Here is a 17,236-nt window from a genome sequence, read left to right on the forward strand (position 1 = left end):
GGCCGGTTCATTCACTGGATTGAATGAGCATGCGTTCTTCGATCAACGCCTGTTCGCGGTTGAGTTCAGCACGTAACTCTTCTTCGCTCGGCAGTATCGTCTTGTAGCTGCTGGCGAACAGTTGCTCATTGCCTTTGAGCATGGAATAGCGCGCCACCGAGTCATTGCTTTCCGCGCTCAGAATGATACCGACGGTTGGCTTGTCACCTTCGCTGCGCTTGAGCTCGTCGTACATGCGCACATACATGTCCATCTGCCCGACATCGCGGGCGCTGAGCTTGCCGCGTTTCAGGTCGATGATCACGAAGCACTTGAGCAGATAGTTGTAGAACACCAGATCGATATAGAGGTCGACGCCGTCAGTGCTGATGCGTTGTTGGCGGGCGACAAAGGAAAAGCCTTTGCCAAGTTCAAGCAGAAAGCTTTGCAAGTGATCGATGAGGGCTTGTTCGAGTCCGCTTTCCCTGACTTTGCCTGCCGAGGGCAGGCCGAGGAATTCGAGCATGACCGGATCGCGAATGAATTCCCGCGGATTGCATTTCATCGCGTCGATGTTGGTCGTGGCTTCCTCGACCACCTCGGCTTTGTCCTGACTCATCAGCAGGCGCTCGTAGTAGAGCGTCAGGATCTGACGATCAAGGGCGCGGCTTGACCAGTTGAGGTCGGCGCATTCGTTCATGTACCACAGGCGCGCTTTCTCGCTTTCGACCCGCAGTAGCCGGCGGTAGTGGGTCCAGCTCAATTCGGGACGCAGTGCGTCTCGAATTGGAAATTTTTGATAAAACAGGCGCATCTTCCACAAATTGGTTTCATCAAACCCTTTCCCGAATTGCCCGGTTAGATCCTTAGCCAGTAGGCCAATCAATTTTTTCCCATATCCCGCACGTTGGGCTCCCTGTTGTTCAAACTCGACGATATGCCGGCCGATTTGCCAACAAGTCTGCACCTGAATCGTATCGACCGCGCGTAGCACTTTTTGCCGCGCCTGGCGAATCAGCTCGCCCAGTTCGCCTAGCAGTGAATCGATTTTATGGTCTTGCGTATCAGCAGGTTTGAGCTGGCTCATCGGGTCTTCCGCATTCTGGAAACAGAGACGCAAGCATGCCGGGGAAGGCGGCGCAGGTATGTCGGGCGAACCTGCGAGTTCGGAAGGAAGGGTGGGACAGGCGTTGCAGGACATTGCCACCGGAAGGCGCGTAACAGGGTAAATGTCCGTAGTCCATTTCGTACTTTTGCCCAGTCAATCGCCGCAGAGTTGGCAGCGCTGTGGTGAGCGATCTGGTGTTGCGCTGGAATGAAAGAACAGGCAGGTAAGAGGCTGCTTCAAAAAAGCGCCCCAGTTGCATCATCGCGAGCGCTTGCCCTTCGGCCTCTGCTCACGCATCCGCCCTTTGCGATAAACCCACAGCCCGAACACACCGATGGCCAACATGAACGAAGTCCAGAAGCTCTGCCACATGAACTCGAACCAGTATCGCCGAGGTTGCAGTGCCAAGGTGTAGGTGCTGCGCGGCCCGCGATTGTTGGTGGTGATGGAACCGCTGATCCAGCTTTCGATGAGCATGTAGATCGAAAGGCATACGGCAAAGGCGATCAGCACTGCGGCGACCACCGTCAGCCAGAATGTCCAGCGGCTCGGGCGATACGGCGGGGGATGCGGCAAGCGAATACGGGTTCTTTTCTGATTCATGAGCAGGGCTCGCGCAAGCCGGTCAGGAAACTGCCGGCTCTTGCAGTTGTTCAGTCGGCATCTGCCGCAGGCTCGCCGGGCGTGCGGCAAGGTGGGCGCATTCCGCGATCACCTTGAGAATGCCGATCACCGCCGGCGTCAGCGCAGTGCCGAGGCAGATGCGCACGCCTGTGGAAGCCTGGCCATCGGCGAAAAAGATCCCGCTGCCAGCCACGTGGCAACCACGCTCTGTGGCCAATTGCTGCAGCGCCGGCATGTCGGTGTGTGTCGGCATTTCGATCCAGTGGATAAAGCCGCCGCGCGGTGGAACATAGAGGGTGCCGGCCGGGAAATCGGTGCGCACCAGCGCTTCGACAAAACTCGCCAGCGAAGAGAGTTGCGACCTCAATCTGGCGCAGTGCTCGTCCATGTAGCCACGGCCGATGAATTCATTGAGAACATTTTGCGCCAGGCTGGAAACGGCCAGGTTGCGCGAAAACATCTGCGCGAGGATGGCATTGCGGTATTTGCCGGCCAGACACCAGCCGACGCGATAACCCGGCGCGATGGTTTTGGAAAAGGAAGAGCAGTAGATCGTCTGGCCGCTGCTGTCGTAGCTCTTGAGGGCGCGCGGTCGATCAGCTTCGGGCACCAGGTCGAAGAAGATGTCGTCTTCGATGATCGGCACATCCGCTTCCCGGGCGATCCTTGAAAGTCGCGCGCGCGCTTCGTCGGGCATGATGAAACCACGCGGATTCTGCAGCGTCGGGTTGAGAAAAATCACCGCGACCTTTTTTTGCTTCAGCGCTTCTTCCAGATGATCGACATCCAGGCCCGTGCGGCCGTGGGTGCGGATCGGCAAGGCGCGCATGCCCAGGCGTTCGATGGTCTGCAGAATGCCGTAATAGGTCGGGGTTTCGATGGCGACGGTAGCGCCTTTGGACGCGACGGCTTCGAGGGCCAGTTCGAGAGCGATGGTGTCGCCCGATGTCACCAGAATATCGTCCGGCCCGCAGACTACACCACGGGTCAGCATCAGCCCGGCGATGCGCCGTCGCAGCGCCGGCAGGCCGGGTGGCGCGACCAGACCGCTCAGCGCGTTGTCAGTCTTGGCCGCCAACACCGAGAGACATTTGTTGAGCAAAACGTTGGGCGTGAGATCGCTGTGCAGAACCGCCGAATTCAGCGATGCGGTAGTGCGCGAGGCCGCTTCGGAGAGCATCGCGACCACCGCATGATTGACGTTGACGGTGACACTGGAAAAGTCGAAAGCGCCGGACGGTTTTGCCCGTCCTGACGCCGAGACGAAGTAGCCGACGCGCGGCACGGTCGTGACGTAGGCGTCGGCCTCGAGGTCGGCCAGCGCTCGCTGCACCGTGGTGATGCTGGTCTCGAACATCCGCGCCAGAACGCGGATTGACGGCAGTTTCGCTTCGGCCGCCAGGTCACCGCTGTCGATCTGGCGAATAATCCAGTCCTTGACTATCCGCCAGCGCTTGTCCGGCAAATCAAACCTGTCCATAAGTTCTCTGTGATGATTCGAAACAATTCACAGAAAGTAGAGCAAAACGATCCCCGTTGCAGCAACTATGACGATGTTCAGCGCCACCAGACCGAAGGCGAAGCGGATCAGGCTGTTTTCTTCCTGGCGGTTGGCACCGGCAAGTCCGGTGATCAACGACAGGATCGACAGCGAGCCAAGTGCGCCATGACCGGCGGCGCTGTTGACCATTGCCGCCAGCCACGCCCCGTGTTCGCTGCTCAGCGCGGCAATGGATGGCATCACCAGCGTGTTGCCGCCGACATTGGAGCCGGTGACATAACCGGCAATCCCTGCCAGCAGGGCGATCGTCGGCGCCAGCGAAATACCCGACATGGATTGCAACGCGCTTTGCGCCTCGACGAGGAATCCGGCGTTGACCATCACCTGGGACAGCAGCAGGAACAGGAAGATTGTCGTGACCGGAAACTTCGCCCGGTTGAACAGGGCTTGCCACGGGAAGCCCGCGCCCGCGGTCTGCCTGAACGCCATCAGCACGGTCACGATCAGCAGCGCCAGCCCTGGAGACGCCAGCGGCTTCCATGAAACGTGTTCGCCCCTGATGACCCACAGGCCATCCCAGCCCGACAGCACGAACAGTCCGCGCGACGCCACAATCACTCCCAGCAAGGCCAGATAAGGCCATGCCGCGCTCGGCCAGCGCACCAGTTTTTTCCGTTGCGCCCAGGAGATACCCAGACCGACGCAAGCCACGGCCAGCCCGGCCAGCACACCGGAAACTTCCGGGCCGAGCCACAGGTTGACGCAATACAGCACGGCAACGAACAGGGCGGTCACGACAAGCAGCCCCAGCCACGGTGTGATCCTGCGGATGCCGGCCTGCCACAACGCCAGCGACGCCAGGCAGAGGAACACCGGCGCGCTGATCAGCGCCGAATGGCTGCCGAGGGTATGCGCCGGCAAATGCGCCAGCAAGGCACCGATCACCGTTGCCAGACCCAGCGTGCCCCACGGCATGATCACCATGCCGGCGAGAGCGATTTTCATCCCCGATTGGCGAGTGAAAAGCCCCATCAGCAGCGGCACCGTGGCGATCAGCGAAACGCCAAAGCCGGTCATCGCTTCCAGCAGCGGCGCCAGGCCCAGCACGATGAAAATCACCTGCGCCGGGGGTGTCCAGCCGAGTTCCTTGACCCACGCGCCGATGGCCTGTGGCGCGCCGCCGCGCTCGACCAGAATGACGAAGGCCAGCCCCGGGACGATGACGCACGCGGTGCTGAGAAACAGGATCGTGGTGTCCTGAAAAATCGCCGAGGAGATCGCCGCCGACACCGGCCCGGCAGCGCCCAGTGCCCACAGCACCAGCACGAGCACCACACCGGCCAGCGCCGCTTGTACCGGCGGACGCCGGAGGATCAGGATCAGCGCGATCACCAGCGCGATCGGTGACATTTGCAACAAGAGAGAGCTCATAGCGGTTTCCTTGGCTTAATCGTGCGTCTGTCCGCTGTACTCGGTCGCCCGCATGGACGCGCGCTGGCAGAACGTCTGATACCACTCGCTCAGGCGTGCCTGCGCCGAGAAGTCCGAGAGTTGACGGAAAGCGATCCAGTCCAGGGCGGTTGCCAAGGCGATGTGGCCTACGGTGATCGGGCCATTGAGGTCGACGTGCTCTTCGATGAAGCGATACGCCTCCTTGAGCTTGTAGGCCTGGCCATCGGCATACGCCGGATAGCGCAGGGCCTCGGGGCGCCGCTCGACTTCCCAGCGCAGCTTGATGCCGACATCGCACATGCCCTGCGCCAATGCCTGCAGGCGCAGCGCCTTGTAGCGCTCGGGGCCGCTGGCCGGGATGAATTTGCGGCCGTCGCTCAGGTCGTCGAGGTATTCGCAAATCACGATGGAATCGAACAGTGCGGTGTCGTCAGGCAGCATCAGCACCGGCACTTTGCCCAACGGGTTGGCCTGGTAAATGGTCGCGTTCGGTGAAGTCGGGCTGGTCTCGTGATGTATCACCTCAAGGCTCGATGCGATGCCAAGTTCGTGAGCCAGCACCAACACCTTGCGGGCGTAAGGCGAATGCGTCTGATAGTAGAGTTTCATGCGCGAGTTCCTGTCTCAAGGATGGCGGTGGCGACTCGATGGGCGTCCATGAACAGCCGCGAAGGTGCGCCCGCCGAGGTGACGTAGTGGTTGTAATAACAGGAGCCTTCAGCGAGCGGGCCCAGCACCCAGATGTCATGCACCGCTTCGCCGTTATTCGACTTGGGGTTGCACGCTGCGTCGACATCGATGCCGTCGATGCCCTGCACATCGGTGCGCGGACGCACAAGGCCCAGGCGCGCGAGGTCGCGCACCGGCGCGCAGTCGCTGTGGGTGACGCCGCTGCTCTGGACGTAACCGGCGATTCGCTTGAAGTGCTCGATCGCCGGGCGTGAGCCGGGCTTGAGAAAGGTCAGCAAACCGGCATCACACAGCGCGAGCAGATCGGCGTGGCGCTCCTTCTGCGGGCCGGCGACCAGACGGTTGATCGCCTTGTGCCAGCGGCCATAGAACTGCCGATGCGAGTCTTCGGTGAGCCCGTCGAAGTCGACTGCCTCACGCAGTCGGTCACGCAAGTCGCGCCAGACTTCAATGGCTGCTTTGATCGGCGACGCGCCGCGTCCCCGACGCGCTTCTTGCAAGTCGGCTTCGAGGGTGTCGTAAATCCATGCGTGATAGTTGTAAGGCGTCACGCTGTCGGGCAGTGCGTGGCAGATCAGCTCCAGCGGATTGATTGCCCCGGCAATCGTTTCGAACTCGCGCAGCAAGGCTTCGCAGGCGACAACCCCTGCCGGGCCGACAACGCTGACGGTTCTGAGCTGCTCAAGCAACTGTTGCGGCGCTGAGGGTTTATGCAGGACGGCGACCGCAGCGGCACGCATCTCCAGCAGCATCAGCGGCAGAATGTCCCGTTCGAAATCCAGTCGGCGGTTGTGCGCGTTGACCCGCAACGACTCGATGCGCTCGCTCGTGAGCAGCACGGCGCTATGGCGGGGGCAGCCGATCAAGCCATTGGGACGCGTGCGAAACGGCAGCCCGTCCCGCGACTGGATGAAGATCACCGGCTCCTGACCCGAAGGCTGGTAAGTGTGACTGCCATCGGCCATGGGTTTGTAGATCCCGCCCCTGCCAGCCGTCAGCGCCGCCAGGGTGTCCATGGCGCCCAGGCCCAGCCCTTCGATCAGCACCGTTTCGCCGGGCTCGACGGTGGAGAGGCTGCCCGGCAGCGGGTAAACGTTGTCGACCCGGTTCTGCCCCGCCAGGCGCAGGCGTCCGGTGTGGCCAACGGTCAGCACCAGACGATCCACCGTCACCGCAGCGCCGTCGGCGGTTAGCAGAAGGTATTGCTGATTCTCGCGGCGCTCGACCGCCGTGACCTGATGCCGATGCAGATTGACCGTGACCCAAGCGGGTGCGGTCGCGAGGATCCGCGTGAAGGCGTCGGCCAGATAAGCCCCGAGCAGGTGCCGTGGCAGAAAATCCTCCGGCTCGACGTCGCGACCGTCGGCGGCGAGCAGGCCGCTGTCGGGGTCAACCTTGACGTGCTGTGCTCGGCACCACGCGAGAAAGTCCGGCCCTGGCCGTTCCCGAGCGTCGGTCAGATCACCGAACGCTGCTGCGTCGGGAAATACCCCGAGCTGACCGGCGACGGTGTTGAGCAACAGGTAGGCCGGTTGATCGGGCCAGTGCGCGCCGCTGCCGAGCACGTTGGGCTCGAAAATGTCGATGACGATCGGTTGTTGCGGGCGTTCCTCGGCGCGGCTCAACAGGCGCTCGAATACCGACATTCCGCGCGAACCGCAGCCGACCAGGCCAATGTGCACAGGCGCCTTCACCATCTGCGCTCCTCGCCAAAAAATGACGGGATGGCAATTGCCGTACCGGCCGCCACCGCAATGTCGTGGATCATCCGGCCAATCGAGAGATCGAGAATGCCCATGCCGAATGGCGAATAGATCAGCGGTTTGTCCTGGGCGACGTGCAGGTCGCCGCGAATCAGCTGCGCCACCGTGCCGGTGACAAAGTCGCGATGGCCGTATTGCTGCTCGGCCAGATGCGGTGAGGTATTGGCCTTCAGGCAATGGGTGATGTCGTCGAAGTAGTTGTAACTTTCCTCGATGATTTCGGCGCCGATATCCCGCAGCGAGATGTTCAGAACAATCTGCCCCGGGCAGAACGTGCCCCGGCCTTTTACGTACGGCTCGCCCGCGCTGGTGGCGAACACCACGATGTCGGCTGTCAGTGCGTCTTCGAGCGACAGCAGACGCACATCCGGCAGGCCCAGTTGTTCACCAAATTCCGCAAGGGCTTGCGCCGACTCAGCATTGAGATCGTGAACACCCACGCTGTCGAAGGACCAATCGTCCGCGACGAAAGTCTCGAGGATATTCCTTGAAATTACCCCGCCACCAATGATCGAAAGTGTCGCCGCGTGCCGGTTCTGGCCATTCAGCCACCAAGCCCCCAAGACTGCCGACGCGGCTGTGCGCACGGCACTGATCAGCGCACCTTCGAGCAGCGCGTAGGGGTAGCCGGTCTCGGGGTCGTTGAGAATCAGCACCGCAGATGCGCGCGGAATACCTGACTTGATGTTGTCGGGATAACTGGCAATCCACTTGATTCCGGAGACGGATTGATCGCCCTCGCTGTCAACGATGGCCGCCGGCAGCGCAATGATCCGGTTCGCCGGTTGCGCAGGGAAACGCAGGAAATAACTGTCGGGGTTAACAGTTTCGCCCCGCTCGTGGGTCAGGTAGGTCTGCGCGACCATGTCGATGGTTGCATGCCGCAGCCCGTTGAGGATGTCTTTGACGACAGCGCCGGGGATGACGTGGAACGGCTGGATCAGATTCTGTGTGGTCATGAGGATTACGCCGAGAGTGCCAGAGCGATTTCAGGGAAAAGGGGCTGCAGTGCGGTTGCGCCGATCCGCTGGGTGACCCAGTCGTCGGAATAGATGGTTTCGAGATAGCGCTCACCCATGTCCGGGGAGATCGCCACCACGACATCGTCGGGCCGGATATGCGGCGCCCACTGGCGGATGCCGGCGAGCACAGTCCCGGTGGAGCCGCCGAAGAGCAGGCCGTAGCGTTGCGCCAGCCAACGGCAGACCTTGATCGTCTGTTCCTCGGGAATCGACAGGAAGTCGTGAATGCCCGACGACTCGAATATCTCCGGCAGACGGCTGGTGCCGAGCCCCGGGATATGGCGCGTGCCGCCCGGCAGGCCGAACGTCACCGAGCCGACGGTATCGACGGCAATGACTTTGGTCTGCGGATGATGTTCGGCGAAGTAGTTTTTGCAGCCCATCAGCGTGCCAGTGGTGCCAGCGCCGACGAACAGGTAATCCACGTGCGCAAATTTGCGCGCGATGGACGTGGCAGTCGCTTGATAGTGAGCGAGGGGGTTGGTCGGATTCTTGTACTGGTTGAGCCAGATGTAGTCGGCGTTATCAGCGACCAGTTGCTCGATCAGACGAATCCGCGAATTCAGATAACCGCCGTTCTCGTCGCGCTGATCGACCATGAGCATTTGCGCGCCAAGGGCTTGAATCAGCTTGCGGTTCGGCGCGGAAATATTCGGGTCGATTACGCAAACGAACTGGTAACCCTTGGCGGCGCAGACCATGGCCAGCGCAACGCCCAGATTCCCCGATGAGGACTCGATCAGTCGGGTCTTGTGGTTGATCAGTCCCCGGGCTTCAAGATCAGTGATCAGCGCGTGCGCGGTCTTCAGCTTGATGGAGCCGGCGGGATTCAGTCCTTCGATTTTCAGCTGGATCGTTGCGCTGCAAAGATCGCCGATCTGCACATAACTGTCTTCATTGATAAGTTGCTTGATCATACGTCGTCCATTTCGCTCTTTTGCCGGGCGCACGGGAGCGCCAGCATTCATCCTGGAATGTTTGAAAAGCACTAACTGCAGTTCGCCTGTGGGTTGGGTTTCAGATTTTTTTGCTGGACAGGAAGTGACCTTGCGGGCGACGCCGATCGATTCAAAAAATCAGGTTTTGCGCTCTGAGGGTTACGCAAACCCAGAGTGTTGCGGGGCGCAAAGTAGAGCCAGTCACTGGCTCGCCAAGGCTTGTTTGAAGTATTGGCGAAACGCCATCTGCGCGGAGAGATACAGATTTCTGGTTTTTTCCAGTACAGCTGGAATGCAGGGGTGTATCGAAGGGGGAAAAGGGAGGGGGGATCAAATCGCAGGCATAAAAAAACCCTGAATCTTGCGATTCAGGGTTTTCGGTATTTGGTGCCCAGAGACGGAATCGAACCGCCGACACGGGGATTTTCAATCCCCTGCTCTACCGACTGAGCTATCTGGGCAACGGGGCGCATTAAAAGGGTTTTTCGGATTTACGTCAACGACTTTTTGAAAATTTCTTAAATTAATTCCGTCGCTTACGAAATCTGCGGGTTATTCGGCTGGCGGCACGTAGCCTTCGGCCTTGGCGTATTCCTCGCCGGAGAAGTACTTGTCCATTTCGCCCTGCAGGTATTTGCGATCTTCGGCGTTCATCATGTTCAGGCGCTTTTCGTTGATCAGCAGGGTCTGGTGTTTCTGCCAGTCGGCCCAGGCCTTGGCCGAGACGTGGTCGAAAATATCCTGGCCCTTGGCCCCCGGGAAAGGGGCACGTTCCAGCGCGGGCAGTTCTTCTTTGTACTTGCGGCACATTACGGTGCGGGTCATGGCGATTCTCCTGCATTCAAGACGGCGGCCGCGCGTTCGAGCAAGGTCTTGACCGGGGCAGCAAGGCCCAGGCGCGGCGGGGTGGCGAGGTTATACCAGAGCCAGTCGGCCTCGGCCACGTGATGGCTGGCTTCCTGCACCTGGACCAGCCAGGGTTCGATGGACAACTGGAAATGGCTGAAGGTGTGAACCAGGCTCGGCAGCGCCTGCTGCCGGCCCATGGTCAGCGAGTGCTGATCGGCCAGATGTTGCAAATCATCGAGGCCATCCAGTTCCGGCAAACTCCACAACCCGCCCCACAGGCCTGTTGACGGGCGGCGGTAAAGCAGAATCGCGCCTTCGCCGTTGGCCAGCATCGGCATCAGCGTGCGTTTCTGTGGGATGGCTTTGCGCGGCTTGGGAATCGGATAACGGGTTTCCAGGCCAAGCATGTGCGCCTCGCAACCGCGCTTGAGCGGACACAGCAGGCAGCTCGGCTTGCTGCGCGTGCAGAGTGTGGCGCCAAGATCCATCATCGCCTGGGTGTAGGCGTTGACCCGATCGTGCGGGGTGAAGCGCTCGGCGTTGGCCCACAGCTGCTTGGCGACCTTCGGTTCGCCGGGATACCCCTCCTGCGCCGTGAAGCGCGCCAGCACGCGTTTGACGTTGCCGTCGAGGATCGGCGCGCGCAGGCCCATGCTGATGCTGGCGATCGCGCCGGCGGTGGACAGGCCGATGCCTGGCAGCTCGGTGAGTTTTTCCACGTCACGCGGGAACTCGCCAGCGTACTGGCTGACGACGATCTTCGCGGTCTTCTGCAGATTGCGTGCGCGAGTGTAGTAACCCAGCCCGGTCCACAGGTGCAGCACCTCGTCTTCCGGCGCTTCAGCCAGCGCTTCGACCGTCGGCAGCGCCGTCATGAAACGCTCGAAATAGTTGAGCACGGTGCTGACCTGAGTCTGCTGCAACATGATTTCGGACACCCAGACCCGGTACGGATTGATGTCCTGCTGCCACGGCAAGTCGTGACGGCCATGGCGGTCGAACCACTCCAGCACCGCCGTGGAAAACTGCTCCGCTGTCATCGCTTGAACAGCCCCTTCAATGCGTCTTTCAGTTCCGGGCTGACTTTGTCGCCCAGTTTCTCGTCGATTTTTTCGCTGAGCTTGTTGCCGGCCATTTTGCTGGCGACCTGACCGAGACGGTCATTATCGATGCGGCAGGCCTTCGCGCCCAGTTCCAGCGGTCCACGGCAGCGCAGGGGCCACTCGATGCCGACGAACTTCTCACCGACCTGACAGGCCGGGTCGGGCATGGCGCTGGTATCGCCCTCGACGATGATGCCGACGCGGTAATCCATACCCAAAACGCGCAGGTCGATATCGCCGTCACCATTGACGGTCATGCCGGGGATGCGCACTTTCAGGTCGGGGTTGCTGGCGACGCCGTTGCGCACGGTCAGGTTGCCCTTGAGCTCCTCGAACGGCGTGTCCTTGCCCCGTGGCTCGCCGCTCAGGGTCTTGCGGTTGAGCGTGGCGATGCCTTTGCACAATTGCTGTTCAAGGTTGGCGTTGAGGAGCACGCCATTGTTGATGACGAAACTGGCGTTGCCGTTCAGCGTATCGATCAGCGCCTGCTGGCTGTTGCCGCTGCCGGTGAAGCTGCTGGTCAGCGTTACCAGGCCTTTGACCGGTGGGTTCTTGCCCTGGCTTTCGATGATTTTTTCCGCCGGCACGCGATTGAGCCGGGTCTGCAGGTTCAACACCGGCGCGCTTGGGCGCACGTCGAGTGTGCCGTTGGCGACGAAGCCGCCGTTGTACAGATCACCGCTCAGGTTAGTCAGCGTCAGCAGGCCGCCCTGGCCGGTGGCTTTGAGCGCGGCGTTCTGGATCGGCAGTTTGTCGAGGGTCAGTTGGCCGAAAGTCAGGTCGGCATCCACGTCGAGTTTGGCCAGGCGCTCCACCGGCAGCAGGCGCTCGGTGCTCCAGGCGGTTTTACTCGGTTTGTCCGGCAGCGGCGTGGTACCTGCGACGGCGCCGGCCTCGGTACTGGCGACTTCGGCCTGACGGGTTTGCGTGGCGCTGTTGGCCTGGGCCGATTTTGGTGGCAGGTAACGATCGGCGTTGAAGGTGTCGGCCTTGAGAATCGCACGCAGCGACTGTTTGGCGAAGTCCTCAATGGCGATGCGGCCGCTGAAGCTGCTGTCATCGAGTTTCAGGTTGATGTTGTCGAACGACAGGCTGGTCGGAGTGGCCGCAACGCGGCTGACCAGTTCGACCTTGCTCAGGCTGCCTTCGCCCATCGCCGGCAGTGTCTGGCCGATGCTGTCGATGAATTTCGCCAGATCGAACTGGGCAATGGAAATGCCGCCGCTGATCTGTGGCGTCTTGTCGAGGTCGTTGGCTTTCAACTCGCCCAGAGCGCGCAACTGGTTGGCGGAAATCTTGATGCCGGTCCATTCGGCGACGTTCGCTGCCTTGTCCAGCAACAACTGACCTTGAGCGGAGAAAGTCATGGTCTTGCCTTGCAGCGGATCGCCAGCGAGCTCGCCGGTCAGCTTCAGGTCTTCGAACTTGTAGCGTTGGAGGGCGCGCTCGAAGCGCAGCTCGCCGTTGAGCTCAGTGCGCACGCGCAGCACCGGTTGATTGGTGCCGAGGAACGCGGTGGCTTTCACCGGGATATTGGTCGAGTCGTGCACCGGGCCGGTGCTCAGTTGAATGCTTTCGGCACTGAACTGCTTGCCGGTCAGCTCATCGGTGTATTCAACGCGGGCGTTGTTGACGGTCAGGCTGTCGATGTCGAGGCGGATCGGTTGCGCCGGTTTTTCCACAGCGACGGTCGGCTCGCTGGCGGTCGCCCCCGGTGTGGCGGGTGGAGTCGAGCCGGGCGCCACAGGCACCTTGCCGATGTCTTCCCAATTGCCGTGGCCGTTCTTGTCACGGTTCAGGCGCAGGTTGAGGCCTTCGACGCGCACGTCACTCATCTGCACTTCGCGGCGCAACAGCGGCAGCACGCGCACGGACAGGCCGAGCATCTGCAAGTCGGCAAACGGTTCGGCAGGTTTGGCCAGGGTGGCGACGCTGGCTTCGTGCAATTCCAGACCGAGCCACGGGAACAGGCTCCAGCCGATATCGCCATTGAGCGTCAGCTCGATGTGGGCCTTGTCGCGGGCTATCTGGCGGATCTCGTCTTTGTAGTCGTTGGGATCGAAGAGGTGGGTCAGGGCAAAGCCTGCCGCCACAATGATCAGCAACAGCCCGAGAAGTACCAGACCCAGGATTTTGCCGAACGCTTTCATGGGCGAGTCCTTGTAGTTAGTCGAATTGGTCATATGGCCGGGGAGTATAGCGCTGCCGGCACCCGGTTCGGTGTGGCGTCATGTGCCAAGGGTCGGCAACGGCACCTGCCACTTCGTCACCGGCATCTGTGTTTGAGGATGCCCGGCGGGCGCCAGAGGGCGCAATCCGGCCCCGCTTGCGACGCCATTTTTTGCGCTTGGTTCACCAGTCGTTCAGTCATGCCCAGGCGACGGGTAACTTTTCGCACGCATAAATGGGACAAGTAGCGAATGCACGTATCTGTCGTCAGGCACTTGAAAACATCCGGCATGGTAGCCCCGTTGAAATGCCGTCTGTAGGAGCTGCGGAACGCTGCGATCGTTTGATTTTGGCATTTTCAAAAAGATCAAAAGATCGCAGCGTTCCGCAGCTCCTACAGGGGGCGAACACAGTTGACAGAAAAAAGGTGATATCAGTTTGGTTTTTCTGTCACCTGAGAATGGTAACCTTCGCCAGTTCGTCCGCCCGTCTGCGACTTAACGTCGCGCCTTCAAGGAGCTTCACCTGAAAAAACGGTCATGCCTGCGTGCATAAGGCCGAGGGTGAGCAGTGGCTGGCGAACCATACTAACAATTGGGGGATACACAATGAGCACGAGCATCACGGCGGACGGCCTCAAAGCCGACCAGCCTGCGTTCCTGTCCAAGGAACGCATCATCGCCAAGCCCGGTTTCAACCGCTGGCTGGTTCCACCGGCCGCTTTGGCCATTCACCTGTGCATCGGCATGGCCTACGGCTTCTCGGTGTTCTGGTTGCCGCTGTCCAAGGCACTGGGCGTTAGCGCACCAGTGGCTTGCGCGCCGGACATGAGCTTCATCGCACAGGTATTTTCGTCGAACTGCGACTGGCCGATCTCCATGCTCGGCTGGATCTACACGCTGTTCTTCATCTTCCTCGGCTGCTCGGCAGCGATCTGGGGTGGCTGGCTGGAACACGCCGGGCCTCGTAAAGCCGGCGTGGTCTCGGCCTTGTGCTGGTGCGGTGGTCTGCTGATTTCCGCGCTGGGTATCTATACCCACCAGATCTGGCTGATGTGGATCGGCTCGGGCGTGATCGGCGGTATCGGTCTGGGCCTGGGCTATATCTCACCGGTGTCGACCCTGATCAAGTGGTTCCCGGACAAGCGCGGCATGGCGACCGGCATGGCGATCATGGGCTTCGGTGGCGGCGCGATGGTCGGCGCACCATTGGCGACTGCGCTGATGAGCCACTTCGCTTCGCCAGAAGGCGTGGGCGTATGGCAGAGCTTCGTGGCCATGGCGGCCATTTACTTCGTGTTCATGATCGGTGGCGCACTGTCCTACCGCGTGCCGCCAACCGGCTGGAAACCTGAAGGCTGGACCGCTCCGGCGAAGAAAGCTTCGAATGCGATGATCACCAACCGTCACGTCCACGTGAACGTGGCGTGGAAAACTCCGCAGTTCCGTCTGGTCTGGCTGGTGCTGTGCCTGAACGTGTCGGCGGGTATCGGCATCCTCGGTATGGCTTCGCCACTGTTGCAGGAAGTGTTCGGCGGCAAGCTGCTGGGCGTTGATGTGCCGTTCGGTCAGCTCGACGCGGGCCAGCTGGCCTCGATCGCGGCGATCGCAGCGGGCTTCACCGGTCTGCTGAGCCTGTTCAACATCGGTGGCCGTTTCTTCTGGGCATCGTTCTCGGACTACCTGGGCCGCAAGAACACTTACTTCGTGTTCTTCGCGCTGGGCTTTGCCCTGTACGCGCTGATTCCGAACATGGGCCATCTGGGCAACGTTGCCCTGTTCGTGGCGGCGTTCTGCATCATCCTGTCGATGTACGGCGGTGGTTTTGCCACGGTTCCGGCCTATCTGGCGGACCTGTTCGGTACGCAGATGGTTGGTGCGATCCACGGTCGTCTGCTGACTGCCTGGGCTGCCGCCGGTGTGCTCGGTCCGGTGCTGGTCAACTACCTGCGTGAGTATCAGTTGAGCATCGGCGTGGAACGCGCTGCCGCTTACGACATCACCCTGTACATCCTCGCCGGCCTGCTGGTGCTGGGTTTCCTGTGCAACCTGATGGTGCGCCCGGTGGCCGACAAGTACTTCATGACCGACGCCGAACTGGCTGCCGAACAGGCGCTGGGCCACGACAAGGGTGCTGATGCCAGCACCGTTCTGGAGTGGAAAGCGGCGCCGGGCACCAAGCCTTTGGCGATCGCTGCCTGGCTGGTGGTGGGTATTCCATTGGCGTGGGGTGTGTGGGTGACCCTGCAGAAGACCGCGGTACTGTTTCACTAAGCATTGGTGCACCTGAGAGGTAGTGTCAGGTGCATTGGATTCAAGCCGAAAAGATCGCAGCCTTCGGCAGCTCCTACAGTCAGTGTTCGCATGCTGAGACTGTAGTCGCTGCCGGGGGCTGCGATCTTTTTGCTTGTATGGACATGTCTACCCGCGACAGCCGGGCGTTCTATCCGTCAGGCATCTCACCTCTCGTGTTTCTGTTTGCCTTCTGCGTGCCTATAATGGCTGCCTTTTTCGCCCAATGATTTTGCGGAGCTGGTGATGGCCGAACGTAAGGCGTCTGTCGAGCGCGACACTCTGGAAACCCAGATCAAAGCCTCGATCAACCTTGATGGCACCGGAAAGGCCCGATTTGATATCGGTGTACCTTTTCTTGAGCACATGCTGGATCAGATCGCCCGTCACGGGTTGATCGACCTGGATATCGAATGCAAGGGCGATCTGCATATCGACGACCACCATACGGTGGAAGACGTCGGTATCACCCTCGGCCAGGCCTTCGCCAAAGCCATCGGCGACAAAAAAGGCATCCGTCGCTACGGCCATGCCTACGTGCCGCTCGATGAGGCGCTGTCGCGCGTGGTGATCGATTTCTCCGGTCGTCCAGGCTTGCAGATGCACGTGCCGTACACCCGCGCCACCGTCGGCGGTTTCGACGTTGACCTGTTCCAGGAATTCTTCCAGGGCTTCGTCAACCACGCGCTGGTCAGCGTGCACATCGACAACCTGCGCGGCACCAACACTCACCACCAGATCGAAACCGTGTTCAAGGCTTTCGGCCGCGCGCTGCGCATGGCCGTCGAGCTGGACGAGCGCATGGCCGGGCAAATGCCATCGACCAAAGGCGTTCTGTAATGCAGACGGTTGCAGTTATCGACTACGGCATGGGCAATCTGCACTCGGTGGCCAAGGCTCTCGAGCACGTCGGCGCCGGCAAGGTGCTGATTACCAGCGACGCGAACGTGATTCGGGAGGCCGACCGCGTGGTATTCCCCGGCGTTGGCGCGATTCGCGATTGCATGGCGGAGATCCGTCGCCTCGGTTTCGACTCGCTGGTCCGTGAGGTCAGCCAGGATCGGCCGTTCCTCGGCATCTGCGTCGGCATGCAAGCCTTGCTCGATACCAGCGAAGAGAACGCCGGCGTCGACTGCATCGGCCTGTTTCCGGGCGCGGTGAAGTTCTTCGGCAAGGATCTGCACGAAGACGGCGAGCACCTGAAGGTCCCGCACATGGGCTGGAACGAGGTGAAGCAGAACATCAGTCACCCGTTGTGGCATGACATCCCGGATCTGGCGCGTTTCTACTTCGTGCACAGCTACTACATCGCCGCCGCCAATGCGCGTCAGGTGGTGGGCAGCGGTCATTACGGTGTCGATTTCGCCGCAGCGCTGGCCGATGGCTCGCGTTTCGCCGTGCAGTTCCACCCGGAGAAAAGCCATACCCATGGCCTGCAACTGCTGCAGAACTTCGCTGCGTGGGACGGTCGCTGGTAAATGGCTGTCAAGAAGTCCAAACCGCCGATTCTGACCCTCACTCCCGAGCAGGAGAGCGAGGCCAATCGCAAGATTCAGCGGTTCATGGAAGACCGTTTCGAACTGGACCTGGGTTCATTCGAAGCGGCGGAAATTCTTGAGCTGTTTACCCGCGAGATTGCTCCGCACTATTACAACAGGGCGATTTTCGATGTGCAGACCCACCTCAAGGAACGGTTTGAAAGCATCGAAAGCGACCTGTGGGCGCTCGAAAAAAATTAAGAGCAGCG

At 60.8% G+C, this 17,236-nt stretch carries 15 protein-coding genes, 1 tRNA gene and 1 pseudogene; 4 read left to right on the top strand and 13 right to left on the bottom strand.

The features are described 5' to 3' along the window. Positions 1-7 precede the first annotated feature (7 nt). From AC4IHP_RS09735 to AC4IHP_RS09795, 13 genes and pseudogenes are all read right to left on the bottom strand, one after another. Complete coding sequence (locus AC4IHP_RS09735) at positions 8-1,066, bottom strand: PDDEXK nuclease domain-containing protein (RefSeq protein WP_122705202.1); 1,059 nt, start codon at positions 1,064-1,066, stop codon at positions 8-10. Between the two features lie 279 nt (positions 1,067-1,345). Next, positions 1,346-1,690, bottom strand: a complete 345-nt coding sequence (locus AC4IHP_RS09740) for a hypothetical protein (RefSeq protein ID WP_490831577.1) — start codon at positions 1,688-1,690, stop codon at positions 1,346-1,348. A 22-nt stretch (positions 1,691-1,712) separates the two neighbouring features. After that, positions 1,713-3,191 (bottom strand): aminotransferase-like domain-containing protein, encoded by a 1,479-nt coding sequence (locus AC4IHP_RS09745; RefSeq protein ID WP_490831578.1) that lies wholly within the window; start codon positions 3,189-3,191, stop codon positions 1,713-1,715. Between the two features lie 27 nt (positions 3,192-3,218). Then, positions 3,219-4,643, bottom strand: coding sequence for an L-lactate permease (locus AC4IHP_RS09750; RefSeq protein WP_490831579.1), 1,425 nt, complete (start codon positions 4,641-4,643; stop codon positions 3,219-3,221). A gap of 15 nt (positions 4,644-4,658) precedes the next feature. Then, a complete protein-coding gene (locus AC4IHP_RS09755) occupies positions 4,659-5,273 on the bottom strand; it encodes a glutathione S-transferase family protein (protein ID WP_460123017.1) in 615 nt (204 codons plus the stop codon). After that, the gene (locus AC4IHP_RS09760) at positions 5,270-7,051 is read right to left on the bottom strand and encodes an FAD/NAD(P)-binding protein (RefSeq protein ID WP_490831580.1); all 1,782 of its coding nucleotides are present in this window, start codon (positions 7,049-7,051) and stop codon (positions 5,270-5,272) included. The genes AC4IHP_RS09755 and AC4IHP_RS09760 overlap by 4 nt, the downstream gene beginning before the upstream one ends. Next, complete coding sequence (gene sbnB, locus AC4IHP_RS09765; RefSeq protein WP_490831581.1) at positions 7,045-8,076, bottom strand: 2,3-diaminopropionate biosynthesis protein SbnB; 1,032 nt, start codon at positions 8,074-8,076, stop codon at positions 7,045-7,047. The genes AC4IHP_RS09760 and sbnB overlap by 7 nt, the downstream gene beginning before the upstream one ends. Before the next feature lie 5 nt (positions 8,077-8,081). After that, positions 8,082-9,056, bottom strand: a complete 975-nt coding sequence (gene sbnA, locus AC4IHP_RS09770; RefSeq protein WP_490831582.1) for a 2,3-diaminopropionate biosynthesis protein SbnA — start codon at positions 9,054-9,056, stop codon at positions 8,082-8,084. Between the two features lie 406 nt (positions 9,057-9,462). Beyond that, positions 9,463-9,538: transfer RNA gene (locus AC4IHP_RS09775), tRNA-Phe, on the bottom strand. A 91-nt stretch (positions 9,539-9,629) separates the two neighbouring features. Then, a complete protein-coding gene (locus AC4IHP_RS09780; RefSeq protein WP_016772129.1) occupies positions 9,630-9,902 on the bottom strand; it encodes an oxidative damage protection protein in 273 nt (90 codons plus the stop codon). Then, complete coding sequence (gene mutY / locus AC4IHP_RS09785) at positions 9,899-10,966, bottom strand: A/G-specific adenine glycosylase (protein WP_490831583.1); 1,068 nt, start codon at positions 10,964-10,966, stop codon at positions 9,899-9,901. The genes AC4IHP_RS09780 and mutY overlap by 4 nt, the downstream gene beginning before the upstream one ends. After that, positions 10,963-13,212: an AsmA family protein gene (locus AC4IHP_RS09790; protein ID WP_490831584.1), complete on the bottom strand. Its 2,250-nt coding sequence runs from the start codon at positions 13,210-13,212 to the stop codon at positions 10,963-10,965. Before AC4IHP_RS09790 ends, mutY begins: the two co-directional genes overlap by 4 nt. 45 nt (positions 13,213-13,257) lie before the next feature. After that, positions 13,258-13,445: pseudogene (locus AC4IHP_RS09795) on the bottom strand (acetyl-CoA sensor PanZ family protein); the annotation flags it as partial. A 361-nt stretch (positions 13,446-13,806) separates the two neighbouring features. On the opposite strand from AC4IHP_RS09795, the gene AC4IHP_RS09800 reads away from it, so the two are divergent. The 4 genes from AC4IHP_RS09800 (at position 13,807) to AC4IHP_RS09815 (ending at position 17,228) form a co-directional block, all read left to right on the top strand. Continuing rightward, positions 13,807-15,471 (top strand): OFA family MFS transporter, encoded by a 1,665-nt coding sequence (locus AC4IHP_RS09800; protein ID WP_212615073.1) that lies wholly within the window; start codon positions 13,807-13,809, stop codon positions 15,469-15,471. A gap of 264 nt (positions 15,472-15,735) precedes the next feature. Further along, positions 15,736-16,329 (top strand): imidazoleglycerol-phosphate dehydratase HisB, encoded by a 594-nt coding sequence (gene hisB / locus AC4IHP_RS09805; protein ID WP_016772125.1) that lies wholly within the window; start codon positions 15,736-15,738, stop codon positions 16,327-16,329. Continuing rightward, a complete protein-coding gene (gene hisH, locus AC4IHP_RS09810) occupies positions 16,329-16,967 on the top strand; it encodes an imidazole glycerol phosphate synthase subunit HisH (RefSeq protein ID WP_016772124.1) in 639 nt (212 codons plus the stop codon). Before hisB ends, hisH begins: the two co-directional genes overlap by 1 nt. Then, complete coding sequence (locus tag AC4IHP_RS09815; protein ID WP_011332018.1) at positions 16,968-17,228, top strand: DUF2164 domain-containing protein; 261 nt, start codon at positions 16,968-16,970, stop codon at positions 17,226-17,228. It abuts the gene before it with no gap. The last annotated feature ends 8 nt before the right edge of the window (positions 17,229-17,236 follow it).

This window comes from Pseudomonas sp. UF-293, from assembly GCF_058245595.1.